This window comes from Pseudomonas violetae, from assembly GCF_023072615.1.
Taxonomy (GTDB): domain Bacteria; phylum Pseudomonadota; class Gammaproteobacteria; order Pseudomonadales; family Pseudomonadaceae; genus Aquipseudomonas; species Aquipseudomonas violetae.
In genome coordinates this window covers 18,367-45,298 of sequence record NZ_JAKNRW010000018.1, presented here as the reverse complement: position 1 = coordinate 45,298, position 26,932 = coordinate 18,367, and the positions used below count along the sequence as shown (strand labels likewise).

Sequence of the window (26,932 nt, the reverse complement as noted above, 5' to 3'; positions counted from 1 at the left end):
AGCTCCTACAGTTTGAGATCTAATGCAGTCTAGAGGTTTCGAGCAATATTCTTCAGACAAATAAAAATGGGAAGCCCGAAGGCTTCCCATTTTTTTGTAGCGCAGACGAATCAGATCACCTGAACGATGGCGTCCGTTACGGCCTTGATGTTGCTCTGGTTCAGCGCGGCAACGCAGATGCGGCCGGTGTCCAGGGCGTAGATGCCGAACTCGTTGCGCAAGCGGTGAACCTGTTCGGTGGTCAGGCCGGAGTAAGAGAACATGCCGCGTTGGCGACCGACGAAGCTGAAGTCACGCTGCGGTGCTTTTTCCGTCAGCAGGTCGACCATCTGGGTGCGCATGCCGCGAATGCGCAAGCGCATCTCGGCCAGTTCCTCTTCCCACTGGGCGCGCAATTGCGGGCTGTTCAGCACGGCCGCGACGATGCTTGCACCGTGGGTTGGCGGGTTGGAGTAGTTGGTGCGGATTACGCGTTTGACCTGCGACAGCACTCGCGCGCTTTCTTCTTTCGATTCGCTGACGATCGACAGTGCGCCAACGCGCTCGCCGTACAGCGAGAACGACTTGGAGAAAGAGCTGGAGACGAAGAAGGTCAGGCCTGATTCAGCGAACAGGCGCACGGCAGCAGCATCTTCGTCGATGCCGTCGCCAAAGCCCTGGTAGGCCATGTCAAGGAACGGCACGTGGCCTTTGGCTTTGACCACTTGCAGGACATTGTTCCAGTCCGCAGTACTCAGGTCTACGCCGGTCGGGTTGTGGCAGCAGGCGTGCAATACGACAATCGAACCGGACGGCAGGGCATTGAGGTCTTCCAGCAGGCCGGCGCGGTTAACGTCGTGAGTCGCAGCGTCGTAGTAGCGATAGTTCTGCACCGGGAAACCGGCGGTTTCGAACAGTGCGCGGTGGTTTTCCCAGCTTGGATCGCTGATCGCCACGACGGCGTTGGGCAGCAGTTGCTTGAGGAAGTCAGCACCGATTTTCAGTGCGCCAGTGCCGCCAACTGCCTGGGTGGTAAGGACGCGGCCAGCGGCGATCAGTGGCGAATCGTTGCCAAACAGGAGTTTTTGCACGGCCTGGTCGTAGGCGGCGATGCCGTCGATGGGCAAGTAGCCTCGGGACGCGTGTTCAGCGACGCGAATCGTCTCTGCTTCGACAACGGCGCGTAGGAGTGGAATTCGCCCCTCCTCGTTGCAGTAAACACCGACCCCCAGATTGACCTTGGTGGTGCGTGTATCGGCGTTGAATGCTTCGTTGAGGCCCAGGATTGGATCGCGTGGTGCCATTTCGACAGCGGAGAACAGGCTCATTTTTGCGGCGGCTCTGAATGGAGAGTGGAGGGACGTGTCGCGCTCCAGCCGAATGCACTAGAGCGGTGCACAAACGGGGAGCTAGTATAGAGGCCATCCACGATTGAAGGCGACAGACGATTCGGCTTTTCCTGTAAGTTTTTTGCATTATTTTTCGACCGTTAGTCGCACTACGCCGTCAAAGTCTAAGAGTGATGTAGGACGTTTGCCTTGAAAGCGCAGGCAATCGGCTCCACATTGAGCACAATCCAGTTTTTTCCTCGGGCGGCGTCAGTCGTTTGCGGCTTTTCTCGTTTCCTGCCGGTTCAACCACGCGGGCGCGATTCCCTGCTTCGAGAACCCAGAGGTATGCATGTCTGAATTTCAGCTAGTCACCCGCTTCGAGCCCGCCGGCGATCAGCCGGAAGCCATCCGCCTGATGGTCGAGGGCATCGAGGCCGGGCTGGCCCACCAGACTTTGCTCGGTGTGACCGGCTCGGGCAAGACCTTCAGTATTGCCAACGTCATCGCCCAGGTTCAGCGTCCAACCCTGGTGCTGGCACCGAACAAAACCCTGGCCGCGCAGTTGTATGGCGAATTCAAGGCGTTTTTTCCCAACAACGCTGTCGAGTATTTCGTTTCCTACTACGACTACTACCAGCCCGAAGCCTATGTGCCGTCTTCGGACACCTTCATCGAGAAGGACGCGTCGATCAACGATCACATCGAGCAGATGCGACTGTCGGCGACTAAGGCCCTGCTTGAGCGCAAGGACGCGATTATCGTCACCACGGTGTCGTGCATCTACGGCCTGGGCAGCCCGGAAACCTATCTAAAGATGGTGTTGCACGTGGATCGCGGCGACAAGCTCGATCAGCGCGCCTTGCTGCGCCGCCTGGCAGATCTGCAGTACACCCGCAACGACATGGATTTCGCCCGGGCGACGTTCAGGGTCCGCGGCGATGTGATTGATATCCATCCGGCGGAATCGGATTTTGAAGCGATCCGCATCGAGCTGTTCGATGACGAGGTCGAGCGCATTTCTGCGTTCGATCCACTGACCGGCGAAGTGACCCGCCAGCTGCCGCGATTTACTTTCTACCCCAAGAGCCACTACGTGACTCCGCGCGAAACCCTGCTCGGCGCCATCGAGGGGATCAAGGTCGAGTTGCAGGAGCGCCTGGACTATCTGCGCTCCAACAACAAGCTGGTGGAAGCCCAGCGTCTGGAGCAGCGCACGCGTTTCGACCTGGAGATGATTCTCGAGCTGGGCTACTGCAACGGCATCGAAAACTACTCGCGCTACCTGTCCGGGCGAGCCTCCGGCGAGGCACCACCGACTTTGTTCGATTACCTGCCGGCCGACGCCTTGCTGGTGATCGACGAGTCCCATGTCAGCGTGCCGCAGGTCGGCGCGATGTATAAGGGCGACCGCTCGCGCAAGGAAACCCTGGTCGAATACGGCTTCCGCCTGCCGTCGGCCCTGGATAACCGGCCAATGCGCTTCGACGAGTTCGAACACATCAGCCCGCAAACTATCTTCGTCTCCGCAACGCCTGGCAACTATGAGGCGGAGCATGCGGGTCGGGTGGTCGAGCAACTGGTGCGACCGACGGGCCTGGTGGACCCGCAGATCGAGATTCGCCCGGCGCTGACCCAGGTCGACGATTTGCTTTCGGAAATCTCTAAGCGTGTCGCGCTGGAAGAGCGGGTGCTGGTCACCACCTTGACCAAGCGTATGTCCGAGGACTTGACTGACTACTTGGCCGACCATGGTGTGCGTGTTCGTTATCTGCACTCGGATATCGACACGGTGGAACGCGTGGAAATCATCCGCGACCTGCGCCTGGGTACCTTCGATGTGCTGGTGGGGATCAACCTGCTGCGCGAAGGCCTGGACATGCCGGAAGTCTCCCTGGTGGCAATTCTCGATGCTGACAAGGAAGGCTTCCTGCGTTCCGAGCGGTCATTGATCCAGACCATCGGCCGGGCGGCGCGTAACCTCAACGGTCGGGCGATCCTGTATGCGGACCGCATCACCGGTTCCATGGAGCGGGCGATCGGTGAGACCGAGCGGCGCCGGGACAAGCAGATCGCCTTCAACCTGGCCAACGGCATCACGCCCAAGGGGGTGTTCAAGGACGTCGCCGATATCATGGAAGGTGCCACCGTGCCTGGCTCGCGCAGCAAGAAGCGCAAGGGTATGGCAAAGGCAGCCGAGGAAAGCGCCAAGTACGAAGCCGAGCTGCGCTCACCGGGCGAAGTCGCCAAGCGCATCAAGGCCCTGGAAGAGAAAATGTACGCCTTGGCGCGGGATCTTGAGTTCGAAGCAGCGGCGCAGATGCGCGATGAGATTGGCAAGTTGCGCGAGCGCCTGATCACCGCCTGAAACTTGTGCAGCCAGGGCCGGCCCCATCGCGGGCAAGCCCGGCTCCCACAGGATTTGCACTGCATGCAGACCTATGGCTACCCCAAAACCTGTGGGAGCCGGGCTTGCCCGCGATGGCGCTCGTCGCATCGCTACAAAATCAATGCGCCTCCCCAGCCTTCAACCCCGCCGGCAACGCCTTGGTCAGCAACACTGCAATCATGCTGATCCCCAGCGCAATCCCGACAAAGTGAAACGCGTCGTTGTAGGCCATGATCGAAGCCTGCTGATGCGCAATGTCGCTCAACTTGCCCAAGGCCGCTGTCTCGCTGCCAAACCTATCGGTCATCGACGCCATGCGCTCCGCCACCTGCGGGTTGGTCGGCACGATCGCCTCGCGCAAATAATCGAAGTAGGTCTTGGTTCGCGCATCCAGCAGTGTGGCGAGGAGGGCGATGCCAATCGCGCCGCCCAGGTTGCGCAGGATGTTGAACAGGCTCGACGCCGACCCGGCATCCTGGGGCAGGATGTAGGCGGTGGCGATCAGTGAAATGGTGACCATGATCAGCGGCTGGCCCAAGGCACGAATGATCTGGATCTGATTGAACTGCGGCCCGGCAAAATCCGGGTTTAATACCCCCGATGAAAAGCTCGCCAACCCGAACAGCCCGAAACCCAAAGTGCACAGCCATTTCGGTGAAATGTACTTCATCAGTTTCGGCACCAGCGGGATCAGAAACAGCTGGGGCACGCCCATCCACATGATCACTTCACCGATTTGCAGGGCGTTGTAATTCTGTATCTGCGCCAGGTACAGCGGCAGCAAATAAATCGACCCATACAACCCCACCCCCATGCCCAGGCTGGATATGCTCGACAGGCCAAAGTTGCGATTGCGCAGGATGCCCAGGTTGATCAGCGGGTTGGGCTTGGACACCTGCACGATCACAAAGGTGATCAGGCTGATCAGCGCGATGCTGCCCAGGCTCACGATCAGGCTCGACTCCAGCCAGTCCTTGCGGTGGCCTTCTTCAAGAAAAACCTGCAGGCAGCCAAGGCCGACGCCCAGGGTTAGGATGCCCATGTAGTCGGTGCTCTTGAGCAGCTCCCAATGCGCCTCCTTTTTCTCCAGGCCGTACATCAGGCCGGCGATCATGATCAGGCCAGGCGGGATGTTGATGTAGAAAATGTATTCCCAGCCCCAGTTCTCCGTCAGCCAGCCGCCCAGCGTCGGGCCAATGGAGGGCGCGAAGGTGGCGGTCATGGCGAACATGGCCATGCCCTTGGCGCGATGGTGTTCAGGCAGTTTGATCAGGGTCAGGGTGAACGCGAGTGGAATCAGTGCGCCGCCGGTGAAGCCCTGCAAGGCACGGAACACAATCATGCTTTCCAGGCTCCAGGCCATGGAGCACAGCAGCGAGGCCGCCAGGAACCCCAGCGAGACCCAGACCGCCAGGCGGCGAGCCGACAGCAGTTGCACCAGCCACGCCGTCAGCGGAATCATGATGATTTCCGCGACCAGGTAGGAGGTGGATATCCACGAGCCTTCTTCCAGGGTTGCCGAGAGCGCGCCCTGGATATCCTTGAGCGACGAGTTGGTGATCTGGATGTCGAGCACGGCCATGAAGGCGCCGAGCATCACACTCATTACCGCGATCCAGTCCCGCCGGGTCGGCTCACCGACGGGGCGGATCAGTTGATCACCGGCCATCGTCAGGGGCGTCTTTGATGTTCACTTTGGCGGTGACCGACATCCCCGGACGAATCTTGCCGTGCAGCGGATTGTCCGCGGCGAAGGTCAGTTTTACCGGGATTCGTTGTACGACTTTGGTGAAGTTGCCTGTGGCATTGTCCGGTGGCAGCAAGCTGAATTGCGCCCCGGAAGCGGCAAACAGGCTGTCGACCCGCGCTTCGATCGGCGTATCGCTGTAGGCGTCGAAGGTCAGCTCGGCTTTTTGTCCTGCCTGCATATGGCCGATCTGGGTTTCCTTGAAGTTGGCCTGAATCCAGATGTCCTGGTCCGGCACGATCGACAGCAGGTACGCGCCGACCTGAACGTACTGGCCGTTGCGCGCGGCGCGCTGACCGATTAAGCCGCTGATGGGGGCGTGTATTTCGCTGCGGGTCAGGTTCAGCTCGGCCTGGGCCAGGTCGGTCCGTGCATTGGCAATCATTGCATCGAGGCGCTTGATTTCGGCGTTCAGGGAGTTCACTTGCTGGCGCTGGCTCTGGGCGTCCGCCTGGGCCTTGGTCACTTGCGAGCGGGCAATATGGTTGTCGGCCGAGAGGGTGGTTACCCGTTCTTCTGAGACGTAGCCGGGTTTGCGCAAAGTTTCGGCGCGGGACAAATCGATTTGCGAGCGGTTGAGGCTGGCCTGGCTGGAGGCTACCTGCGCCTCGCTGGCGGCAATCAGGCTGGCCTGTTGCGTGAGTTTGCTCTGGGCTTGCAGGCGCTCGGCCTGGCGGGTCGCGAGGGCGGCGTTGGCGCGGTCGACGGCCAGGTGGAAATCATCACCTTCGAGTTTGACCAGCAACTGGCCTTTTTCAACGTGCTGGTTGTCCTGCACCAAAACCTGATCGATGCGAGCGCCGAGCTGGCTCGACACGCGGGTGATCTCGCCCTGCACATACGCGTTGTCGGTGCTTTCGTAAAAGCGCCCTTTGAAAAACCAGTGAGCAAAGAATCCCCCGGCGATGAGCAGGACGAGCAACAGGAAAATAAACAGGCGACGCTTGAGTTGGGCAGGCATGGGCAGACTGTAGTCGAGAAATTGTAAGGAAAGGTATCAGCAGACAAATCTGGCATACAGCCGATAAACGGTAAATGCCGACCGTTGATATTCGGCCATTCACCGGGTGCGAAGCGCGTTGTAGACGCAAACTTGGCTTAAATGCCCTGCTCACTGGAGCCGGGCCGGTGTCGCCTGTTACCATTCGCCCTTTGTTTTATCTTTATTTCGAGACTTGCCATGACCACCGTCCGCACTCGCATCGCGCCATCGCCTACCGGGGATCCCCACGTAGGTACCGCTTACATCGCATTGTTCAACTACTGCTTTGCCAAGCAGCACGGCGGTGAGTTCATCCTGCGGATCGAAGACACCGACCAACTGCGTTCGACCCGCGAATCCGAACAGCAGATTTTCGACGCCCTGCGCTGGTTGGGTATCGACTGGAGCGAAGGCCCGGACGTTGGCGGCCCGCACGGTCCTTACAGGCAGAGCGAGCGTGGCGAGATCTACCAGAAGTACTGCCAGCAGTTGGTGGAAATGGGCCACGCCTTCCCGTGCTTCTGCACCGCCGAAGAGCTGGACCAGATGCGCGCCGAACAACAGGCTCGCGGCGAAACCCCGCGGTACGATGGTCGTGCGCTGCTGTTGCCTGCCGAAGAAGTGGCCCGTCGCCTGGCTGCTGGCGAGCCGCATGTTATCCGCATGAAAGTGCCGAGCGAAGGCGTGTGCGTGGTGCCCGACATGTTGCGTGGCGATGTCGAGATCCCGTGGGACCGCATGGACATGCAGGTGCTGATGAAGACCGACGGCCTGCCGACCTACTTCCTGGCCAACGTGGTCGACGATCACCTGATGGGCATCACCCACGTACTGCGTGGCGAAGAATGGCTGCCATCGGCGCCGAAACTGATCCTGCTTTACGAGTACTTCGGCTGGGAACAGCCGGAACTGTGCTACATGCCGCTGCTGCGTAACCCGGACAAGAGCAAGCTGTCCAAGCGCAAGAACCCGACCTCGGTCACGTTCTACGAGCGCATGGGTTTCATGCCCGAGGCGATGCTCAACTACCTGGGGCGCATGGGTTGGTCCATGCCGGATGAGCGCGAGAAGTTCTCGCTGCAGGAAATGGTCGACAACTTCGATCTCAAGCGCGTCTCCCTGGGCGGGCCGATCTTCGATATCGAGAAGCTGTCGTGGCTCAACGGCCAATGGTTGCGTGACCTGCCGGTGGAAGAGTTCGCCTCGCGCCTTCAGACCTGGGCACTGAACCCTGAATACATGATGAAGATCGCACCGCACGTGCAGGGCCGGGTGGAAACCTTCAGCCAGGTCGCACCGCTGGCCGGGTTCTTCTTCGCCGGTGGCGTGAATCCAGACGCGAAGCTGTTCGAGTCCAAGAAGCTGTCGGGCGATCAGGTGCGTCAGTTGATGCAGTTGATTTTGTGGAAGCTCGAAAGCCTGCGTCAGTGGGAGAAGGACAGCATTACTGCGACGATCCAGGCGGTGGTCGAATCCCTGGAGTTGAAACTGCGTGACGCCATGCCGCTGATGTTCGCCGCGATCACCGGGCAAGCCAGTTCGGTCTCGGTGCTGGACGCGATGGAGATTCTCGGCCCGGACCTGACCCGTTTCCGTCTGCGCCAGGCCATTGATCTGCTCGGTGGTGTGTCGAAGAAGGAAAACAAGGAGTGGGAAAAGCTCCTGGGCAATATCGCCTGAGGTTGTTTGATCCTGCGTAGGAGCTGCCGAAGGCTCGGGCAGCGATTGGCAGCTCCTACGGGCCTGCGTTCTTTCCCAAGTCCCCGGCTTTTCGAGGGAAGGGCGGTAAGTGATTGTTATGTCGGCAAAAAACTTTGAAATATTTTAAAAATAAGTTTGACAGCCTTTCGATCCGCCATTAAGATTCGCCCCGTCCTCAGCGATGAGGGGCTATAGCTCAGCTGGGAGAGCGCTTGCATGGCATGCAAGAGGTCGACGGTTCGATCCCGTCTAGCTCCACCAATTTACACTTCAGGGTCTGGCCACACCGGCCTTGAAGCGATCAACACTCAGCGTTGATCTGTTGTATAGAAGGGTTTACGTCCCCTTCGTCTAGTGGCCTAGGACACCGCCCTTTCACGGCGGTAACAGGGGTTCGAGTCCCCTAGGGGACGCCAGTTTTACAGAAGTGATGTTGCAAGATGTCACTCCGCCGCGAGGCGAAAAATCCGGGGCTTTAGCTCAGCTGGGAGAGCGCCTGCATGGCATGCAGGAGGTCAGCGGTTCGATCCCGCTAAGCTCCACCAATTTTACAGTTCGAGGTCTGGCCACACCGGCCTTGAATTGATCAGCACTCAGCACTGATCAGTTGTATAGAAGGTTTTGCGTCCCCTTCGTCTAGTGGCCTAGGACACCGCCCTTTCACGGCGGTAACAGGGGTTCGAGTCCCCTAGGGGACGCCACGATTACCCGCTCTGCGGGATTTTATAAGGGTCATTCAATTATTGAATGGCCCTTTTGTTTGTCTGGCGTTTGGCCAAATCCCCCTCTCTACCTCAAACTGATCTTCAGACCAGCGGTCACATACACGACTTGCGGAAAATTATTATGAGTATAATATTCTAGTCGTAATATTCGGAGGCAACGATGAACGATAAAAAAGCTCAAACCCGCGAACGCATTCTCAAGGCCGCCAGTGCAGCGCTGATTCAGCGCGGCCCGGCCGAACCGAGCGTGGGCGAAGTGATGGGCGCTGCCGGCCTGACGGTCGGCGGCTTCTACGCGCACTTCGAAAGCAAGGACGCAATGATGCTGGAAGCGTTCAAGCAGTTGCTGGGTCACCGTCGTGGCCTGATCGCCGAGATGGATGCCCAATTGACCGGCGAAGAGCGCCGCGCCCTGGTGGCTGCGTTCTACCTGTCGCGCAAACACCGTGATTCCTCTGAGTCTGCTTGCCCTATCCCGGCATCTGTCGGCGAGTTAGGGCGGCTGCCGGACGAATTTCGAGTGGCCTTGAATGAGCACGTGGAAATGATGGTCGCCCAGTTGGCGGCCAGCCCTGAAGAAACCGACAAGGCCCTGGCTGATATGGCCTTGATGGTGGGGGGGCTGGCACTGGCGCGGGCGCTGGGGCCGGGAGAGTTATCCGATCGACTGTTGCGCGCCGCCAAATCGGCGGTGCTATGACCTGAAGGTCTGAGCCTGGGGAGTGAGAGCGATGAGCGGGTTAAAGTGGGTTCGTGGCGTTAATGGCACCTTGGGCTGGTTCGCACCACAACTGGTCGCGAGCAAAATGCGACTGGCGTTCATGACGCCGCGGGACCTGCCGCCGCGTGACTGGGAATTGCCGCTGTTGGCCAAATCCGAACGGATCACCTTGCGCTTCGGCCTCTCGGCCTTGCGTTGGGGGCAGGGCCCGGCGGTGTTGCTGATGCACGGTTGGGAAGGCCGGCCGACGCAGTTCGCCAGCCTGATCACCGCGCTGGTCGATGCCGGTTATACCGTGGTGGCGCTGGACGGTCCCGCCCACGGACGCTCGCCAGGCAATGAAGCGAATGTGGTGCTGTTCGCCCGGGCGATGCTCGAGGCGGCTGCCGAGTTGCCGCCCCTGCAGGCGGTCATCGGCCACTCCATGGGCGGCGCCAGTGCCATGCTCGCCGTGCAGTTGGGCCTGCGTACCGAAACCTTGGTGACCATCGCTGCCCCGGCACGCATCCTCGGGGTGCTGCGCGGCTTCGCGCGTTACGTGCGGCTGCCGCCCAAAGCCCGTTCGGCGTTCATCCGTCAGGTCGAGCGAGACGTCGGCATGCGTGCCGCGACGCTGGATGTCGCGCACTATCAGCTCGACATGCCCGGCTTGATCGTGCATGCCGAAGACGACAACTTAGTCTCGGTCAAGGAATCCCAGCTGATCCACGAAGCCTGGTTCGACAGCCTTCTGTTGCGCCTGGAAGAGGGCGGTCATCAACGGGTGCTGGCCGATCCCCGGGTGATCGATGGCGTGCTGTCACTGCTGTCCGGTCGTAGCCTGCAATCGCGCCAATCGGCCTGAGCATCCGTTACACTGCCCCGGTCGACATCATCTGACCGGGGGAGTGGGGCATGGGCTGGGATCGGGCAACGCCGTTTATCATTGATCTGCAAGTGGGCGCCGAGGACATCGACGGGCTGGGTCACGCCAATAACGCGGTGTATGTGACCTGGCTCGAACGCTGCGCCTGGCGCCACTCCCAGCGGCTCGGCCTGGACCTGGTCGAGTATCGGCGGCTGGATCGGGCGATGGCGGTGGTGCGGCACGAGATCGATTACCTGGCGGCCGCCTATGAAGATGATGAGCTGCAATTGGCGACCTGGATCGTCGATTGGGACCAGCGCCTGAAAATGACCCGGCACTTCCAGTTGAAGCGCCCCAGCGACAACACCACGCTGCTGCGGGCGCAGACCACCTTCGTCTGCATCGAACTGTCCACCGGCAGGCCCAAGCGCATGCCGGTGGAGTTTATCGAGGGTTACGGCCCGGCATTACAGGTGTTGGATACAACCAAAATCTAATCACTGTAGGAGCGAGCTTGCTCCGGGCGGCGCTCCGACGAAAAACCTGAGAGCGCTGCGGAGCGTCAGGCTTGACGCGTTATCGATGACGACCATCGCGAGCAAGCTCGCTCCTACAGGGGATCTGCGATGTTCTGCAGATTTCCCGCGCAATCCAGTAAACTGCCGCACGGTTTTCGTAGAGTGTGTTTTTCATGCAAATTGCTTTGGCGCCCATGGAGGGGTTGGTCGACAACATCCTGCGGGACGTGCTGACCCGTGTGGGGGGTATCGATTGGTGCGTGACCGAGTTCATCCGGATCAATGACCAGCTGCTCACGCCTGCCTATTACCACAAGTTCGGCCCTGAACTGCTGACCGGCGCCCGCACTGCGTCCGGCGTGCCGCTGCGGGTGCAGTTGCTCGGGTCCGATCCGGTGTGCCTGGCGGAAAACGCCGCGCTGGCCTGCGAGCTCGGTTCCGAGGTCATCGACCTGAACTTCGGCTGCCCGGCCAAGACCGTCAACAAGTCCCGTGGCGGTGCGGTATTGCTCAAGGAACCGGAACTGCTCAACGAGATCGTCGAACACGTGCGTCGCGCGGTACCGGCGCACATCCCGGTGACCGCCAAGATGCGCCTAGGTTTTGACAGCCCGGACGGTGCCCTGGTCTGCGCCACGGCGCTGGCTGAAGGTGGCGCGGCGCACATTGTGGTGCATGCGCGGACCAAGACCGATGGCTACAAGCCGCCGGCCCATTGGGAGTGGATCCCGCGGGTGCAGGACGTGGTCAAGGTGCCGGTGTTTGCCAATGGCGATATCTGGAGCGTCGAGGACTGGCGCCGTTGCCGCGAAATCAGCGGTGTGGAAGACATCATGCTCGGTCGCGGCCTGGTCTCGCGCCCCGATCTGGCCCGGCAAATCGCTGCCGCGCGCGCCGGTGAGGAAGTGGTCGAGATGACCTGGGCCGAACTGCTCCCGCTGATCCAGGACTTCTGGCTGCAGGCCAAGGCGCAGATGACCGCGCGGCAATCGCCGGGTCGCTTGAAGCAGTGGCTGGCGATGCTGACCCGCAATTATCCCGAAGCGGTGGAGCTGTTCACTGTCCTGCGTCGCGAAACCGAACTGGACCAGGTCTCGCGTTTACTGGGGCTGCAGGTGGCCGAAGCGGCCTGAAAAAAATCTGAAAATACCCTCTTGAAAACCAGTCAGCGGTCCCTATTTTGGAATTACGCGATGCCGAATTCGGGTCGCGGAGACAAAAAAACTTGCTGATCTGTTTTCAGGAGATTTGAATCATGAGTACTGCATTTTCCATGGCACCACTGTTCCGTTCCTCGGTGGGCTTCGACCGTTTCAACGACCTGTTCGAAACCGCCCTGCGCAACGAACCAGGCAGCACCTACCCACCCTACAACGTGGAAAAACACGGCGACGACCAATACCGCATCGTCGTGGCCGCCGCCGGCTTCCAGGAAGAAGACCTGGAGCTGCAAGTGGAAAAAGGTGTGCTGACCATCAGTGGCGGCAAACGTGACGCGAACGAAGATGTCACTTATCTGTACCAGGGCATCGCCCAGCGGGCCTTCAAACTGTCCTTCCGTCTGGCGGACCATATCGAAATCAAGGCCGCCGGCCTGAGCAACGGGCTGTTGAGCATCGACCTGTTGCGGGTGATTCCGGAAGAGGCGAAAGCCAAGCGCATCCCGATCAACGGGACGCAAAAACCGGCTCTGCAGCATTGAGTCGGACCCCGCGCAGGGTCGTCTGAGTACGACGCTGCCGGCTGAAGCAAAAAGACCCCGACTTTGGTTGGGGTCTTTTTTTGCGGGGCCGGATTGGATGAATCAGGTCCACCCATACCGGACCAGGTGAAAGAAGATCGGCGCCGCAAAACACACCGAATCCAGGCGGTCGAGCATGCCGCCGTGGCCTTCGATCATGTGCCCCCAATCCTTCACGCCGCGGTCGCGCTTGATTGCCGACATCACAATACCGCCGGCGAACCCCAGCAGGTTGATCAGCAGGGCGATGAGCAGTGACTGCCAGGGATTGAACGGCGTGATCCACCACAAGGCACAACCGATCAGCGACGCCAGGAGGATGCCACCGACAAAGCCTTCCACCGTCTTGGACGGCGACAGGTTGGGGGCGATCTTGCGTTTGCCGAACAGTTTTCCGCAGACGTACTGCAGTACATCCGACATCTGCACCACGATCACCAGGTAAGCGATCAACAGCAGGTTTCGCCCCTCATAACCGGCGATATCGAGGGTCAGCAGGGCGGGCACGTGGGACACACAGAACACCGCGATCATCAGGCCCCATTGGACTTTCGAGGCGCGTTCGAGAAAGTGCGTGCTGTCGCCGCCCAGGGACGCGAGGATCGGCAGCAGCAGGAACACGTACACCGGAATGAAGATCGAGAACAGCCCGTACCAGTCGTAGTAGATGAGCAGGTACTGCAGCGGCAGTGCCAGGTAGAACGCCGCCACCAGTGCCGGGTAGTCGCTGCGGCGGGTCGGCGTGAGGGTCATGAATTCGCGCAGGGCGTAGAACGACACGGTGTAGAACAACAGGATCACCGCCGTGGTGCCGAGCCAGAAGGCGATTCCGATCACCAGCACCATGACCCACCAGGCGTTGATCCGGGCGTTGAGGTTGTCGATCACCGGGTTCGCCGTGCCGCCAGCGCGCCGCTTGAGCATGAAACCGATCACCGAGGCCAGCAGCAGAAACGCGCCAATCGCGCCAAACAACATCAGGGTTTGTCTGTCCATGTCAGGCTTGCTCCTCGGCCAGGCTCAACAGCGCGTCGCGGCTGCGTTCGAGAAATTGCGCCTTGGTTTCTTCTTCGCCAAGGGCCAGGGCGGCGCCAAAGCTGATGGTGCATAACAGCGGCAGCGGCAGGACGCGGCCTTTGGGCATGACGCGGTTGAGGTTGGCGATCCACACCGGGATCAATTGAGCCTGGGGATAGGCTTGTGCCAGGTGGTACAGCCCGCTCTTGAACGGCAGCAGGCCGTCCTCGGGGTTGCGCGTGCCTTCAGGGAAAATGATCAGCGAATCGCCGTTTTCCAGGGCATCGAGCATCGGTTGCAAGGGGTTGTAGTCGCTCTCCTTGCGTTCACGGTCGATCATTACGCCATTGAACACCCGGTTGATGATGTAGCGGCGCAGCGGGCTTTTGAGCCAGTAATCGGCGCCGGCCACCGGCCGGGTGATACGGCGCAAGGTGGGCGGCAAGGAAGCCCACAACAACACGAAGTCGCCATGGCTGCTGTGGTTGGCGAAGTAGATGCGCTGCACCGCCTGCGGCGCACAGCCGAGCCACAGGCTGCGGGCGCCGGTGAGCAGGCGGGCGCCCGAGATGATGAGGGTGGCAACCGCGGTTGCGAGCATGAAAACTCCTTATCCAGCAAAGGTCAGCCAAGGGCCGGCCACAATGAAAACCAGGGTCAGCAGCACTTGTGCCGCCACCAGCAATGCCTGGCGGCGTAACAACGTCAGAGCGCCAGAGATACGTTCGTTCCAGGGACGGTCGCCACGGTCGGCGGGCTGCAGGCCCAGCGCCGTCAGCGCATGGTCCAGGGCCTGGGTGCGTTCGGGAAGGTCTTGTGCACGGGCGGCCAGGTGCTGGAACAGATCGGCATCGAACGCGACCCGCAGTGCCCAGTATTTTTGCCACAGGCCCAGCACCAGCAGTGCACCGCTGCAGGTCAACCCCCAGGTTCCCGGGCTGGCCACGACATATTGGCCCAGGCCGAGCAGGGCCCCCAGCAGCGTGAGCCCGCTGGACAGTCGGTCCAGCGAATCGCCACGGCGCAATAGGCTGGCGGTCGTTTGCAGCTGCATATCAGTGGACACAGACCTGCTCCGTGATCATGGGTAACTGTTGCAGCACCTGGCGATGCGCAGTGCTCAGGACGATCCCCGGACGTGCACGCTGAATCAGCGCGATGGCGTCATCGACACTGGCGGCCCTGCCGCTGTGCAGCAGCCACGCGGCGACAGCGATGGCACTGCGTGAGTAGCCCAGGGCGCAGCAGACCAGCAGCGGACCTTGCTGGCGCAGGCTTTCGATCGCCTCGGCCGCTGCCTGGCATTGCGCGGCGGTGGGTACCGTCAGGTCCAGTACCGGCAGCGAGCGGTAAGTGACCGAATCCGCGTTCAACGACAGCTCTGCACACAGGTCGAGTACTGCCCGAAAGGGCGAGTGCTGCAGTTCCTGTCGGCCTGGCAGGCGTCCGAGACAGACGTCATCGAGCACCCTGTCGGGCTGCGGGTGGTGGCGGGTCCACAGGCGCGAGTTGAGCCACGCCGCCGCCAGGTAGGGTGCCAGCAGCCAGCGTGCCGCGGGGGACAGGCGTCCATCGGCGCGTTTCTGGAAACCGCGAGCATCCAGCACGGCGTAATTGAGCGCTACCAGCAGCAAGGCCACCGCTGGCCAGATCAACCACAGCCACGCGCCCCTCAACGAAAAGGCCGGGATCGTGAAGGCGGCGGCACCCAAGCTGTAATACAGCGCCAGTTGCCAGCGTTTTCTATTCACCGTCAGGCTAGCACCGTGCAGAGGGCCGGGACCCTCCAGTGGCCACAGCCAGACGCACAGCCAGCCGAGCAGCGCACCGGTGGGCAGGTCGACGAAATGGTGCTGGTAAGTGGTCAGCACCGACGCCCCGATCAGGATGAACCAGCCATGCATCAACCCGCGCCACAGGCCCTGCAAGTGCCGCTGGTAGCAACTCCATAACACCACCAGCAGCGCGATGTGCAGGGAGGGCGCCTGATTGAACGGCTTGTCGAAACCGGCCAGGACCTCGAACAGCCAGCCGAACACGCCGTCCAGTTCGGGCCGGGCAAAGGTGAAGCGCAATGGCCAGATCAGGAAACAACTGACCGCGATCAACTGGGCGGTGATCAGGCGCAGGGCATGGCGCCTGAGTTCCAGGCGACTGGCGGGCAGCAACAGCGATAGGCCGTAGAGCAGGTCGATGGACCAGTACGGGACGATGCTCCAGGCCCAGAACGGCATCCGGGTTTCCCAGTCGAACACCAGGCTGGCGACATCGTCCCGTTGGGTAGTGACCCAGGTGGCGAAGCCGTAGGTGGCGAAGAACAGCGGGGCCAACAGCAACAGCCAGAGCAGTGCCGGTTTCAACAGGCCCGGTTCGCGTGCGGATGGGGCGTTCAGGGGCATCATTGCACCCGTTGCGCCAGGGATACGCTGAAAATGCCCCATTCATCGACCCGCATGCCGATCTTGCGAAAGCCGGCGGCGGCTACGAGTTGGTCCATTTCCGCCTGGGTACGCCGGCGCATGACCCAGGCCTGGCCTTCACGGTGACTGGTCAAGGCGCGGGCGATCAGTTCCAGCTGCGGGTGCCAGGGCTGGCCAGTGTAGACCAGATAGCCACCAGGTTCCACGGCGTCGGCCAGTCCGGCGAGCGAGCCACTGACCATCTGGTTGTCGGCGAACAGCTCGTACAGGCCGGACACCACCGCCAGGGTCGGCTTGGGCTCGAGTGCGGCGAGGTCGGCGCGGTCGAAGGCATCGCCCTTGACGAATCGGGCGATGGCCTCCAGGCCTTTGTCGCGGATCAGCGCACCGCCGTCGCGCACGTTGATGTCGCTGTAGTCGCGCAACAGGATCGACTCGGGCAGCGGGTCGATGCCCTGCAAGGCTTCCAGAATGTAGCGCCCGTGCCCGGCGGCGATGTCGACGATGCGCACTTCGCGACCCTGGTCACGCAATTGCGCCATGGCCAGGCGCAGCAGTTCTTCGACATGCAGCTTGCGTTGGCGAATGCCACGCCAGCCGATGGAGTCCAGGTAGTTACGATCGATCAGGCGGCCAACGGCAGACGTGCCGGTGGGCGTGTTGCGATAAACGTAGTCCAGGGTACTGCCGGAGTCGAAACCGGTGTCGAAACCCAGCTTGAGCCCGGACGACAGCCGGCTGCCGAGGCCCATGCCGGCGCGGGTCATGCGCCAATACAGGTCACGCAGGGAATTGCGGGGCAATGGCGCGGCCAATGATTCTGATTCGGCGCAGGTCAGGCCCAGGCGGTCGGCGGCCAGCAGGGAAGGGCGGGCAGCCGGTTGTTCGAAATTGTGCAGGATAAAACGACGGACGCTGGCGACGGCGATTTCGCGCCGTTGCTCACCCAAGGTGTCGTGGAAGAATCCCGGCAGCACATGTTTTTCCTTGTGCAGGCTGCCGAGACGCTCGAAAAACTGTTCCTGAGGTCGGCGATGTACCACGAAATCGGCACCGGAGATCAACAGCTGCGTCGGCACCTGGATGGCCTGGGCATCGGCCACCACTCGCTCGGCAGCGTCGTAGAGGCCGAGCAGGACATTGACCGAAATCGCCTTGGTGATCAGCGGGTCGTTGTCGTAGCTGGCGACCCTTTGCGGGTCATGGCTGAGAAAACGCGCTTAAACGTAGCTGTTGACGAAAAAGTTGCCTCGCCACCGGCGCATCAGCACCAGGCCCTGACGCGCGAAGGGCACGTAGAGCTTGACCTTGAACGCCGGTGACGCCAGCACCAGGGCGCGTATGCGTGGCGCATAGTCGTGGACCCAGGTAGCCACGATCACCGCACCGACGCTCTGGGCAACCATCGCGATATTTTCTTCATCGATACCGTAGGCCGCGCCCAGGTGATCGCAGAAGGTCTGCACGTCACGCACGCTGGTGGCAAAACCCGGGCTGTCGCCACGGGCACCGGGCGAGAGGCCATGACCGCGGGCGTCCCAGGCAAAGAAATCATGGTTGGGCAGATTCAGTTCATCCACCAGATGGGCAATGCGCCCCGAGTGTTCATGGCCGCGGTGAAACAACAGCACGGCCTGGCGTGGTTCGCCCGGGGCCGTGGTACCTGGCCAGTAGCGGTAAAACAATTCCACGCCGTCATGGGTGGTGAACGTCTGATGTTGGGCTTCGCGCATTGCACTGTCCTTATGCTGAAGGGGTGTCTTCCTGTACTTCCTTGAGGCCCTGGCGGACCCGGTTGATCAGCGTGTAGACCAACAACACGGCGATGATCGCGAACACGGCATTGATCCAAAGCGCGCTGATCCAGCCCAGGGCGATAGCGATCGCCACGACCCCCAGCACAAAAGCCCGATCACTTTTGCCCATGGGCCCGTCATAGCGCCGCGAAGCACCGACCATCGACCCCAGCACGCCACTGTACTCGCTGAACAAGGCGAGCAGGGCGACCAGCAGCACCAGCCACAGGCTGACGCCCGGTAGCAGCGCAAACGGCAGGATCAGCGCACAGTCGGCGGCGATATCGCACAGCTCATTGAGGTAGGCCCCCAGGTGCGACTGCTGGTTGAACTCCCGGGCGAGCATGCCATCGATGGCATTGAGCGCCATGCGCAGGATCATCCAGGCCGGCACCAGCAAAAATACCCACGGGTGCTGGACGAAACCGGCGATCACCGCACCGACCAGCACCGAGCCGGCGCCTGCTATCAGGGTGATCTGGTTGGCGGTCGTGCCCTGGTTGAACAGTCGTTGCACCCATGGTCGCAGGAGGTTTTGAAAGGCCGGTTTGATCTGGTAGATGCTGGGCACGTCGTTAGGATCTCAGGGGGAAACAGTGTGGGGGTGAGTTTCGGGCGAGGCGATTTTTCAGTGTAGATGGGTTCTTGGGGGGAGCTCGCTTGGTTGACTGAGGAGATGCAAGCGGTGGGTCCGTCATCAAGGTGAGGGTCAAGGATTCACCCAGGGTGTGGCAAGCTGCAGCTTTATAAGATAGCGCTCCTCTTTGGGGCGCTTATCGTCTCTGAAACGATTGACTACCAACATCACTTGATACTGGTTGCCCGCTTGCCAGTAAGAGGTGCCACCTTTGTTCACATCCCGCAATCGGGCTCGCCATTGGGCGGTATCGGCAAAGGGAGGATCGTAGTTGACTCGGATCGGTTCCCAGCCTGTTTGACGCCATTGCTCTTGCAAATCCAGCACGATCTTGAGTGTATCGTCGAGCAATAATGGCTCAAGTTGCGGAGACATCCACACACTGCTGACTGACTCATCTTTGTTGAAGCTGACCGTGAAAAAACGGGCCAGAGGGGTCACGAAACCGTACTGAGGATCTATGAAACGGAGACGGGCGTCCGATTTAGGCAAGCGTCCCCAGTAGTGCCCGGGAATGGCTGGACCAATGGCCGCGCTGGAGCGCTGGCGCATGTCTTCCCAAGGCTCGCCAATTACCAGCGCAATTTCCGGGTCGTCCGATAGCGCCTGAATCGCTGCTACGATGAGTAAAGCCGCGACGGCCATTACCAAGACCCCACGTCGCCAACCTATGCGTCGCAGCAAGCTCATCGCACGCCCCGGCCTGAGGCAATGTCCAGAATTGCCTGTTCGATAAGATGGCGATCGGAGCGCCCCAGCAGCTCATCAAACTGCGCCGCTGCCTTGAGAACGAAAGGCATCCGCTGATCGATGTCGGCCAAGTTGGCGACGTAATCATTGCTAAAGCCTACCGTCCGTCCGTCCGCGCTGGGGAGACACTGGCTGGCGAGTGTCAATTCGACGGCAGCGGCAGCGCCGGATGGAATGTCGGTGACGTAGGCGAGATGATTTCCGAATAGCAGTTTTACCAACCATTGATCACTGTACATCGACGGTTGCAGGATGTTCCGCTGCTCGTGCCAAGCCAGATGCACAACACTATCGGCGATGTTGCCTGCGTCAATGGCCTCGAAGGCTTGCAGGATCTCCTTGTAGTTGATACCGAACGCCAGCTTTTCGTGCTCGACTGGCCACAGCACCGGAAGCTGCCCATGACCATAAATATCCTTGCGTGAAGGCAGGCATTTTTCGAGCGACCACAACCCCCGTTCCTTGTAGAACGCATGCAGCGGAAACACATCCAGAAACAGCGTGGTATTACCCAGCGCCAGCATGTCGTGCACGAACTGGAGTTGCTTTTGCACGAACGACAACGAATCTCCCTTGTGGCGGATACCGCTAGGCAGCGGATTGTTGCTGCGGGCTTGTTCGTAATCCCGTTGCGCTTGCTCAAGGTCCCGAGCTTTCGCCTGCTGTTCACGCTTACTGTCCCAGCTGAACAAGCCCAAAAGCTTTTTTACGAACGCGTCATCCCTGCGAAGTCCCGCTTCATGTTGGCCCTGGATCTTCTCGATCGAATCCGCCGCATGGAGCAGTCCACAGCCAACCTGCTTGGAAGCGAAAGCAGCGAGTCCGGCCCATTGAAAACGCTGATCTTCAAGCCACAACTGCGCATAGGCGGCATTGATCGCGCGATTCCGCGCCTTGGGGTCGGCGATCAGTACGCCGCCCGGCGCTACTATGGCTTCGGCGCGTTGTTGATACCCGCGCCAGAGGTTCTGGCAGACCAGCCCCGGCAGCTCACTGAAAGACGGTGAGGGCGCCGTTCGCGCCGGCGCATGGCTGGATGGGCGTGGTGCTGTCGGATCGCTGCGGGATGCCGGAGTGGCTGGCTGAGCGGCGGCACGGGTACCTTGCGGTGCAACGGCCTCCCTGGAGGAGTAAGTGGCCGTCTTTAGTGAGGGGATCAACTCGGCTCTGCAAGGGCAAGAGCTGACGCTGTCCAGCGTACCGGCCAAGAACCGGCCCTTGGTTCGCATATGCGAAATCCCGCCGGCGATCACGTAGGTCTTACCGGTTATTCCGCAGGAAACCCGATCCCCGTCGCGGGCATGGTTTTCGCCAAACATCGTGATGCAGGGTTCGGCATCCAGCACCGTGCCGCCGCAGGTGGTCTTGTCGCCTTGGCGAATGTAATACCCGATGGCCATTGATTGAGGTCCTTGTCTGCTGGCGACTTGAGCGAGGCGCGCTGGGGCGCCGGCTAATGATCAAATTGCACTGGCTCCGGAATGAATCGAGGCATGGCAACGTGCAGCGCGAAGGGTCGGTGAAGGGGGGGGGAAGGTAAATCGGACGTTTCCTGGAAGCGTGTAGGAAATGGAGATTCAATCTTGGCGGGGCGACCTTTGCCCGCTTTTGAGGGGGCTACGGCTGCTGGACTGGTGGCGAGTTACGGTCGCAATAGTTGGGTTGGCTGTCGGGCGCCTTCGCCGGCAAGCCGGCTCCTACAGTGACCGTGGTGTATCTGTAGGAACAGGTTGGCTGTGGGGACGTCTTCGCCGGCAAGCCGGGCTCGCTCCCACAGGGAAGCGTGCCCGGCAGGGTAGACGGGGCCGCCCTGCAACGGCCGCGCTATTTCAGGAGTTTCTTGAACTCTTCCACCGGCAACGGCCGACTGTGCAAATACCCCTGGTAGAAATGGCACCCCAGCCCCTGGAGAAACTCCAGTTGCTCCAGCGTTTCCACCCCCTCGGCAATTACCTTCAACCCCAGGCTGCGGGCCATGGCGACGATGGCGCGGATGATTTCGGCGTCGTTGGGGTCGGTGGTGGCGTCGCGGATGAAGGACTGGTCGATTTTCAGGGTGTCGACCGGCAGCCGCTTGAGGTAGGTCAGGGATGAGTAGCCGGTGCCGAAATCATCCATGGCGAAGCTCACGCCGAGTTGTTTCAGGCGGCACATTTTGCTGATGGTGTCTTCCAGGTTCTGGATGACGATGCCTTCGGTGATTTCCAGTTTCAGCAGCGAGCAGGGCAGGCCATGACTGGCGAGGCTGTGCTCGACCCGTTCGACGAAGTCGTTCTGGCGAAACTGGCGCGGGCTGATGTTGACGCACAGGCTGAAGTCGAGCGGGTCGATGAGACCTTCGGCCATCAAGTGTTTAAATGCGCGACAGGCTTCATCGATGATCCAGCTGCCGACCTCCAGGATCAGCCCGCTGTCCTCCAGCACCTTGATGAACTCGCTGGGTGATTGGGCGCCCAGTTCGGGGTGGTTCCAGCGCACCAGGGCCTCGGCGCCGACTATTCGGTTGTCCCGCGCGTCGATCTGGGGTTGGAAGTGCACGCGAAACTCGTTGCGCGAGAGGGCCAGGCGCAGGTCGGTTTCCATGCGCAGGCGCTCGCTGGCGGCCTTTTGCATGGTGTTGTGGTACATCTGCGCGGTATTGCGGCCTGAGTCCTTGGCCCGGTACAGGGCGATGTCAGCCCGCTTGAGCAGGTCGGTGGGGGTCGAGCCGTGGTCGGGAATCAGCGCGATGCCGATGCTGGGCGTGACTTGCAGGCGTTGGCCGTCGAGGAACATCGGCTCCGACAGCAGTTCGCGCAAGGTGTCGGCCAGGCTGCGCACTTGAGTGCTGACGTCGTCGCGCGAACCTTCCAGGCCGCTGAGCAGCACCACGAACTCGTCACCCCCCAGGCGCGCCACGGTGTCTTCCATGCGCACGCTGGCCTCAAGCCGCGCAGTGATGATTTTCAGCACGGTGTCGCCCACGGGATGGCCGAGGGAATCATTGATGTGCTTGAAGTGGTCGAGGTCGAGAAACAGCAGGGCGCCGCGCAGGTTGTGGCGCTTGAGCAGGGCGATCTGCTGGCTCAGGCGGTCCATCAGCAAAGCGCGGTTGGGCAGGTTCGTCAGTGGGTCGTGGTAGGCCAGGTGGCGAATCTGCGCTTCGGCGTTTTTCAGCAGGCTGACGTCTCGAGCGGTCAGCAGCAGGCAGGCGGTTTCGTTGAGGGTGATGGGTTCTACTGACACTTCAACGGTGAGCAACTCGCCGCACTTGTTGCGCCCGAGCATTTCCTGGTGATGCACCCGGCCATTGAGCTGCAGTTCGGCCAGCAGCGAGGAGCGCTGTTTCTCCTCGGCCCAGATGCCGACCTGGTACACCGTGCGCCCGACCACTTCATCGGCCTGGTAGCCGGTCAGGCGGCAGAAGCCGTCGTTGACTTCCAGATAGCGGCCAGTGTCGCGTTCGGTGATGGTGATGGCGTCGGGGCTTGAGTGGAACGCCTTGGCGAACTTCTCTTCGCTGGCCTTGAGTGCCGCTTCGGAGCGTTGCTGCTGGGTGATGTCGCGCAGGGTGGTGACCACGCAGGGCTGGTCGCTGACATTGATCTGGCGGCTGGAGATCACACAGGTCAGGGACTGTCCGTCCTTGTGCTGGACCTGGATCGCGACGTTGTTCAGGCCCTGTTCGCGGATAACCTGTTCGATTCTGTGCAAGCTTTTCGCCGAAGCGTCCCATAGGCCGATTTCGTCGGCGCTGCGACCGATCACATCGGTTGCACTCCAGCCAAACGTCTGGGTGAAGCTGGAGTTGATCTCGATGAACTGGCCGCTGTCCTGGCGAGTGACACAAATCGGGTCGGGGCTGACCTGGAATAGGGTCGCGAATTTCTCTTCAGATGCGACCAGTCGCTGCTCGCGTTCCACCTGATCAGTGATGTCGAGCAGGGTGCCGGCCATGCGCAGCGGGGCGCCGTTTTCGTCGCGATACAGCCGTGCACGGCTTTCCAGGTAGCGGGAGCTGCCATCGGCCAGCTGCACCCGGTAGGTCAACTGATAGTTGCCGGCCGGACCCTCGCGCAGGCTGCGGTAGGCGTCGCGCATGCTGCCGCGTTCTTCGTCGGGTACGCCTTCGAAAAACTCGTCGAAGGACTCGTGGAAGGGAGTTGCCTCCAGCCCGTGCAACTGCGCCGCGCGCGCCGAGCCATAGAGCATGCCGCTGGGGATGTGCCAGTCCCAGGTACCCAATTGCGCCGAATCCAGCGCCAGGTCGAGGCGCTCCTGGCTGTCTTTGAGTGCATGCTCGGCGGCTTTGCGCTCGGTGGTGTCGAGGAAGGTGCTGAGCAGATAGGGTTGGCCTTCGAGTTCGACCTTCTGCGCACTGAGAATGCCATCGTGGATCTGCCCGTTGCTGGCGCGAAACTGCACCTCCATGCTGATCAGCTCACCTTTGGCCTTGGTGGCCTTGACCAGTCGCTCCCGTTGCTCGGGATGCACCCATAGGCCCAGCTCGAGGGTGGTACGGCCAATGGCGTCCTGCACTGGCCAGCCGAACAGGCTTTCAAAGTACTGGTTGGCTTCGGTGATCAGGCCGTCGTCCTGGCGGGTCAGCAGCACCATGTTCGGGCACAGGTGAAACAGTGTCGCGAAACGTTTCTCCGAGCTGCTCAGCGCCTGTTCGCGCTGGCGCTGGTGGGTGATTTCGCGGATCACTCCGATCATTCGTGGGCGTCCGTCCTTGTCCGGCAGCAGACTGCCATTGATCTCCAGCCAGTGCAGGCTGCCATCGGGCCAGCGAATACGGTGATGCATCGCCTGTTCCAGCGGCGCACCGGCGATCACCGCATGGAAGGCACGCACGGTTTTTGCCCGATCTTCCGGCGGCAGCAGGTCGAGGTATTCCAGGTCGGCGGGCAGCGGCGCATGGGGGTCGAAGCCAAACAGCGCCTGGGTGCCTCTAGACCAACTGATCTGCCCGCGCTCGATGTCCCAATACCAGGCGCCAAGGCGGGCACCGTTGAGGGCCGCCAGCAACTGTGGCGCGTTTTCCCAGCTTTGCTCGGACCGTTTTGGGTCAAGCGCCTGGATACGCGGCATTGGCGGAATACGGTCAACAGATTTCGGCATTGGCAAGCCTTAGACTGAATAGGGCGTTAGGCACTGGGTCTCGCGGCTCTATAGGAGTAGCACAAGTTAGCCCTGTGTCCCTGGCTGATCGATTTGTGCATCCAGCAACGCCATGAAGGCCCGTGCAGCGTTCGACAGCGTCCTTTCTGTGTGCAGGATATAGCCTAGCTGGCGAGTGAGCTGTATGCCCGGTAAAGGGATACGCGCGACCTGCTCATCAAGCATGGTGCGCGGCAGCACGCTCCAGGCCAGGCCAATGGATACCATCATCTTAATGGTTTCCAGGTAGTTGGTGCTCATGGCGATGTTCGGCGTCAGCCCCTGGGCTTCGAACAGGCGCTGGACGATGTGGTGGGTAAAGGTGTTGCCGCCGGGAAACACCGCCGGGTGCAGGGCGATATCCGCGAGGCTGACCGCGCCGTTGCTGATCAGCGAATGCTCTGGTGCGACCACGAAATCCAGCGGGTCGTCCCACACCGGGGTGGCTTTGACCAGGGAATGAGGCTCGGGGGCGAGGGTGATCACTGCCAGTTCCGCGCGGCCGTGGAGGATTTCCTCGTAGGCCACTTCCGAATCGAGGAACTGAATATCCAGTGCCACCTGTGGGTATCGTCGGGTGAACTCCCTCAGTAAAGGCGGCAGACGGTGCAGACCGATGTGGTGACTGGTGGCCAGGGTCAGGCGGCCGCTTACTTCGCCAGTCAGATTGGTCAGGGCGCGGCGGGTATCGTCCAGCACGTTGAGGATCTGGTAAGCCCGCGGCAGCAGGGCGCGGCCGGCTTCCGTCAGGCCGACTTCCCGGCCCAGGCGATCGAACAGGCGCACTTTCAATTGTTGCTCCAGCCCGGCGATGCGCTTGCTGATTGCCGGTTGCGTCAGGTGCAGACGTTCGCCTGCGCCTGAGAAGCTCCCGGTCTCTGCGATCGCGATAAAAGCATTAAGGTTGGCCAGGTCCATTTCAGTATTCCAGTTGGTTATCCAAAGCATAAAAAATATGAATTTGAGTTATTTAATGTAACCCCCTAGGATCGACCTCACAAGCCAAAGGGTTATTGAGCCGTTCAAAACCCGGGGCATAGAAACAAATGATGAGGAAACCGTCTGATGGCCGGCAAAACGCTCTACGACAAGCTCTGGGATTCGCATTTGGTCAAACAGCGCGACGATGGTTCTGCGCTGATTTACATCGACCGTCACATCATCCATGAAGTGACCTCGCCGCAAGCCTTCGAAGGCCTGCGTCTGGCTGGGCGCAAGCCTTGGCGCATCGATGCCAATATCGCGACCCCGGACCACAACGTACCGACTACGCCGGAGCGTAAAGGCGGCATCGAAGCGATTGCCGACCAAGTCTCGCGCCTGCAAGTCCAGACCCTGGACGACAACTGCGATGAATACGGCATCATCGAATTCAAGATGAACGACGTGCGCCAGGGCATCGTCCACGTCATCGGCCCGGAGCAGGGCGCTACCTTGCCGGGCATGACCGTGGTCTGCGGCGACTCCCACACCTCGACCCATGGCGCATTCGGCGCCCTGGCTCACGGTATCGGCACTTCTGAGGTCGAGCACGTGCTCGCCACCCAGTGCCTGGTTGCCAAAAAAATGAAGAATATGTTGGTCTTGGTCGAAGGCAAACTGCCTTTTGGCGTGACGGCCAAGGACATCGTGCTCGCCGTGATCGGCAAGATCGGCACGGCCGGCGGTAATGGCCACGCCATCGAGTTCGCCGGCAGCGCGATCCGCGACCTGTCGGTTGAAGGGCGCATGACCATCTGCAACATGTCCATCGAGGCCGGCGCTCGGGTGGGCCTGGTGGCGGCGGATGAAAAAACCGTGGCTTACGTGAAGGGCCGTCCCTTCGCCCCGAAAGGCGCGGAGTGGGATTTGGCTGTCGAAGCGTGGAAAGACCTGGTGACCGATGCGGACGCCAAGTTCGACACCGTCGTCGAGCTCGATGCCACGCAGATCAAGCCACAAGTCAGCTGGGGCACTTCGCCCGAGATGGTCCTGGCCGTAGATCAGAACGTGCCGGACCCGGCTAAAGAGCCGGACCTGGTCAAGCGTGGCTCCATCGAGCGCGCCTTGAAGTACATGGGTTTGACTGCCAATCAGGCGATCACCGATATTCAGTTGGACCGTGTGTTCATCGGCTCCTGCACCAACTCGCGAATCGAAGATTTGCGCGCCGCTGCCGTGATCGCCAAGGGCCGTAAAGTAGCGTCGACCATCAAGCAGGCCATCGTGGTGCCGGGCTCTGGCCTGGTGAAGGCACAGGCTGAATCGGAAGGCCTGGACAAGATCTTCCTTGAGGCCGGTTTTGAATGGCGTGAGCCTGGTTGCTCGATGTGCCTGGCGATGAACCCGGACCGCCTGGAGTCTGGCGAGCATTGCGCATCGACCTCCAACCGCAACTTCGAAGGCCGTCAGGGTGCCGGTGGCCGTACCCACCTGGTGAGCCCGGCCATGGCCGCCGCCGCCGCAGTAAACGGTCGTTTTGTCGACGTCCGTGAATTGATCTAAAGGAGCGC

At 60.9% G+C, this 26,932-nt stretch carries 20 protein-coding genes, 4 tRNA genes and 1 pseudogene; 12 read left to right on the top strand and 13 right to left on the bottom strand.

Annotated features, from left to right (window positions below):
* Positions 1–110 precede the first annotated feature (110 nt).
* Complete coding sequence (locus L9059_RS19405; protein WP_247292548.1) at positions 111–1,307, bottom strand: amino acid aminotransferase; 1,197 nt, start codon at positions 1,305–1,307, stop codon at positions 111–113.
* 352 nt (positions 1,308–1,659) lie between these two features.
* Here L9059_RS19405 and uvrB point away from each other — a divergent pair, with 352 nt between their 5' ends.
* Positions 1,660–3,675 (top strand): excinuclease ABC subunit UvrB, encoded by a 2,016-nt coding sequence (gene uvrB, locus L9059_RS19400; protein WP_247292547.1) that lies wholly within the window; start codon positions 1,660–1,662, stop codon positions 3,673–3,675.
* A gap of 139 nt (positions 3,676–3,814) precedes the next feature.
* Here the strand turns inward: uvrB and L9059_RS19395 are convergent, their stop codons facing one another.
* Positions 3,815–5,365 carry an MDR family MFS transporter gene (locus L9059_RS19395; protein WP_247292546.1) on the bottom strand — a complete coding sequence of 517 codons (1,551 nt, stop codon included), beginning with the start codon at positions 5,363–5,365 and terminating at the stop codon, positions 3,815–3,817.
* Complete coding sequence (locus tag L9059_RS19390; protein WP_247292545.1) at positions 5,355–6,404, bottom strand: HlyD family secretion protein; 1,050 nt, start codon at positions 6,402–6,404, stop codon at positions 5,355–5,357. The genes L9059_RS19395 and L9059_RS19390 overlap by 11 nt, the downstream gene beginning before the upstream one ends.
* Before the next feature lie 219 nt (positions 6,405–6,623).
* On the opposite strand from L9059_RS19390, the gene gltX reads away from it, so the two are divergent.
* The 10 genes from gltX (at position 6,624) to L9059_RS19340 (ending at position 12,639) form a co-directional block, all read left to right on the top strand.
* Positions 6,624–8,105 (top strand): glutamate--tRNA ligase, encoded by a 1,482-nt coding sequence (gene gltX, locus L9059_RS19385; protein WP_247292544.1) that lies wholly within the window; start codon positions 6,624–6,626, stop codon positions 8,103–8,105.
* Positions 8,106–8,311: 206 nt separating this feature from the next.
* Positions 8,312–8,387, top strand: a tRNA-Ala gene (locus L9059_RS19380).
* A gap of 79 nt (positions 8,388–8,466) precedes the next feature.
* Positions 8,467–8,542, top strand: a tRNA-Glu gene (locus L9059_RS19375).
* A 53-nt stretch (positions 8,543–8,595) separates the two neighbouring features.
* Positions 8,596–8,671, top strand: a tRNA-Ala gene (locus tag L9059_RS19370).
* Positions 8,672–8,751: 80 nt separating this feature from the next.
* Positions 8,752–8,827 (top strand) — tRNA-Glu (locus L9059_RS19365).
* Positions 8,828–9,011: 184 nt separating this feature from the next.
* The gene (locus L9059_RS19360) at positions 9,012–9,551 is read left to right on the top strand and encodes a TetR/AcrR family transcriptional regulator (RefSeq protein ID WP_247292543.1); all 540 of its coding nucleotides are present in this window, start codon (positions 9,012–9,014) and stop codon (positions 9,549–9,551) included.
* A gap of 31 nt (positions 9,552–9,582) precedes the next feature.
* Positions 9,583–10,416 carry an alpha/beta fold hydrolase gene (locus L9059_RS19355; RefSeq protein ID WP_247292542.1) on the top strand — a complete coding sequence of 278 codons (834 nt, stop codon included), beginning with the start codon at positions 9,583–9,585 and terminating at the stop codon, positions 10,414–10,416.
* 50 nt (positions 10,417–10,466) lie between these two features.
* Positions 10,467–10,916: an acyl-CoA thioesterase gene (locus tag L9059_RS19350; protein ID WP_247292541.1), complete on the top strand. Its 450-nt coding sequence runs from the start codon at positions 10,467–10,469 to the stop codon at positions 10,914–10,916.
* Between the two features lie 194 nt (positions 10,917–11,110).
* Positions 11,111–12,070 carry a tRNA dihydrouridine synthase gene (locus L9059_RS19345; RefSeq protein WP_128869422.1) on the top strand — a complete coding sequence of 320 codons (960 nt, stop codon included), beginning with the start codon at positions 11,111–11,113 and terminating at the stop codon, positions 12,068–12,070.
* Positions 12,071–12,192: 122 nt separating this feature from the next.
* Entirely contained in the window at positions 12,193–12,639 is a 447-nt protein-coding gene (locus L9059_RS19340; protein ID WP_140893592.1) for an Hsp20 family protein, read from the top strand.
* Positions 12,640–12,741: 102 nt separating this feature from the next.
* Here the strand turns inward: L9059_RS19340 and L9059_RS19335 are convergent, their stop codons facing one another.
* From L9059_RS19335 to L9059_RS19290, 10 genes and pseudogenes are all read right to left on the bottom strand, one after another.
* The gene (locus L9059_RS19335; RefSeq protein ID WP_247292540.1) at positions 12,742–13,674 is read right to left on the bottom strand and encodes a phosphatidate cytidylyltransferase; all 933 of its coding nucleotides are present in this window, start codon (positions 13,672–13,674) and stop codon (positions 12,742–12,744) included.
* A 1-nt stretch (position 13,675) separates the two neighbouring features.
* The gene (locus L9059_RS19330) at positions 13,676–14,296 is read right to left on the bottom strand and encodes a lysophospholipid acyltransferase family protein (protein WP_247292539.1); all 621 of its coding nucleotides are present in this window, start codon (positions 14,294–14,296) and stop codon (positions 13,676–13,678) included.
* Positions 14,297–14,305: 9 nt separating this feature from the next.
* Positions 14,306–14,761, bottom strand: coding sequence for a hypothetical protein (locus tag L9059_RS19325; protein ID WP_247292538.1), 456 nt, complete (start codon positions 14,759–14,761; stop codon positions 14,306–14,308).
* Positions 14,751–16,094 carry a phosphatase PAP2/dual specificity phosphatase family protein gene (locus L9059_RS19320; RefSeq protein WP_428480286.1) on the bottom strand — a complete coding sequence of 448 codons (1,344 nt, stop codon included), beginning with the start codon at positions 16,092–16,094 and terminating at the stop codon, positions 14,751–14,753. Before L9059_RS19320 ends, L9059_RS19325 begins: the two co-directional genes overlap by 11 nt.
* A pseudogene (locus tag L9059_RS19315) lies at positions 16,094–17,848 on the bottom strand (bifunctional alpha/beta hydrolase/class I SAM-dependent methyltransferase). Before L9059_RS19315 ends, L9059_RS19320 begins: the two are co-directional and overlap by 1 nt.
* Positions 17,849–17,858: 10 nt before the next feature.
* A complete protein-coding gene (locus L9059_RS19310) occupies positions 17,859–18,482 on the bottom strand; it encodes a CDP-alcohol phosphatidyltransferase family protein (RefSeq protein ID WP_247292536.1) in 624 nt (207 codons plus the stop codon).
* Positions 18,483–18,620: 138 nt separating this feature from the next.
* Positions 18,621–19,238 (bottom strand): hypothetical protein, encoded by a 618-nt coding sequence (locus L9059_RS19305; protein ID WP_247292535.1) that lies wholly within the window; start codon positions 19,236–19,238, stop codon positions 18,621–18,623.
* Positions 19,235–20,698 (bottom strand): PAAR domain-containing protein, encoded by a 1,464-nt coding sequence (locus L9059_RS19300; protein WP_247292534.1) that lies wholly within the window; start codon positions 20,696–20,698, stop codon positions 19,235–19,237. Before L9059_RS19300 ends, L9059_RS19305 begins: the two co-directional genes overlap by 4 nt.
* Before the next feature lie 424 nt (positions 20,699–21,122).
* Positions 21,123–24,401: a PAS domain S-box protein gene (locus tag L9059_RS19295; RefSeq protein ID WP_247292533.1), complete on the bottom strand. Its 3,279-nt coding sequence runs from the start codon at positions 24,399–24,401 to the stop codon at positions 21,123–21,125.
* A gap of 66 nt (positions 24,402–24,467) precedes the next feature.
* Positions 24,468–25,358 carry a LysR family transcriptional regulator gene (locus L9059_RS19290; protein ID WP_247292532.1) on the bottom strand — a complete coding sequence of 297 codons (891 nt, stop codon included), beginning with the start codon at positions 25,356–25,358 and terminating at the stop codon, positions 24,468–24,470.
* A gap of 147 nt (positions 25,359–25,505) precedes the next feature.
* Between L9059_RS19290 and leuC the strand changes: the two genes are divergently transcribed.
* Positions 25,506–26,924 (top strand): 3-isopropylmalate dehydratase large subunit, encoded by a 1,419-nt coding sequence (gene leuC, locus L9059_RS19285; protein WP_247292531.1) that lies wholly within the window; start codon positions 25,506–25,508, stop codon positions 26,922–26,924.
* The last annotated feature ends 8 nt before the right edge of the window (positions 26,925–26,932 follow it).

What these genes read in the sequence shown, in the direction of transcription:
- L9059_RS19300 (WP_247292534.1), bottom strand. Translation starts at nt 20,698, where the DNA reads ATGGCCATCGGGTATTACATTCGCCAAGGCGACAAGACCACCTGCGGC.
- L9059_RS19405 (WP_247292548.1), bottom strand. Translation starts at nt 1,307, where the DNA reads ATGAGCCTGTTCTCCGCTGTCGAAATGGCACCACGCGATCCAATCCTG.
- L9059_RS19350 (WP_247292541.1), top strand. Translation starts at nt 10,467, where the DNA reads ATGGGCTGGGATCGGGCAACGCCGTTTATCATTGATCTGCAAGTGGGC.
- gltX (WP_247292544.1), top strand. Translation starts at nt 6,624, where the DNA reads ATGACCACCGTCCGCACTCGCATCGCGCCATCGCCTACCGGGGATCCC.
- L9059_RS19330 (WP_247292539.1), bottom strand. Translation starts at nt 14,296, where the DNA reads ATGCTCGCAACCGCGGTTGCCACCCTCATCATCTCGGGCGCCCGCCTG.
- L9059_RS19320 (WP_428480286.1), bottom strand. Translation starts at nt 16,094, where the DNA reads ATGCCCCTGAACGCCCCATCCGCACGCGAACCGGGCCTGTTGAAACCG.
- L9059_RS19305 (WP_247292535.1), bottom strand. Translation starts at nt 19,238, where the DNA reads ATGAGCTTGCTGCGACGCATAGGTTGGCGACGTGGGGTCTTGGTAATG.
- L9059_RS19340 (WP_140893592.1), top strand. Translation starts at nt 12,193, where the DNA reads ATGAGTACTGCATTTTCCATGGCACCACTGTTCCGTTCCTCGGTGGGC.
- L9059_RS19360 (WP_247292543.1), top strand. Translation starts at nt 9,012, where the DNA reads ATGAACGATAAAAAAGCTCAAACCCGCGAACGCATTCTCAAGGCCGCC.
- L9059_RS19335 (WP_247292540.1), bottom strand. Translation starts at nt 13,674, where the DNA reads ATGGACAGACAAACCCTGATGTTGTTTGGCGCGATTGGCGCGTTTCTG.
- L9059_RS19295 (WP_247292533.1), bottom strand. Translation starts at nt 24,401, where the DNA reads ATGCCGAAATCTGTTGACCGTATTCCGCCAATGCCGCGTATCCAGGCG.
- uvrB (WP_247292547.1), top strand. Translation starts at nt 1,660, where the DNA reads ATGTCTGAATTTCAGCTAGTCACCCGCTTCGAGCCCGCCGGCGATCAG.
- L9059_RS19395 (WP_247292546.1), bottom strand. Translation starts at nt 5,365, where the DNA reads ATGGCCGGTGATCAACTGATCCGCCCCGTCGGTGAGCCGACCCGGCGG.
- L9059_RS19345 (WP_128869422.1), top strand. Translation starts at nt 11,111, where the DNA reads ATGCAAATTGCTTTGGCGCCCATGGAGGGGTTGGTCGACAACATCCTG.
- L9059_RS19355 (WP_247292542.1), top strand. Translation starts at nt 9,583, where the DNA reads ATGAGCGGGTTAAAGTGGGTTCGTGGCGTTAATGGCACCTTGGGCTGG.
- leuC (WP_247292531.1), top strand. Translation starts at nt 25,506, where the DNA reads ATGGCCGGCAAAACGCTCTACGACAAGCTCTGGGATTCGCATTTGGTC.
- L9059_RS19390 (WP_247292545.1), bottom strand. Translation starts at nt 6,404, where the DNA reads ATGCCTGCCCAACTCAAGCGTCGCCTGTTTATTTTCCTGTTGCTCGTC.
- L9059_RS19290 (WP_247292532.1), bottom strand. Translation starts at nt 25,358, where the DNA reads ATGGACCTGGCCAACCTTAATGCTTTTATCGCGATCGCAGAGACCGGG.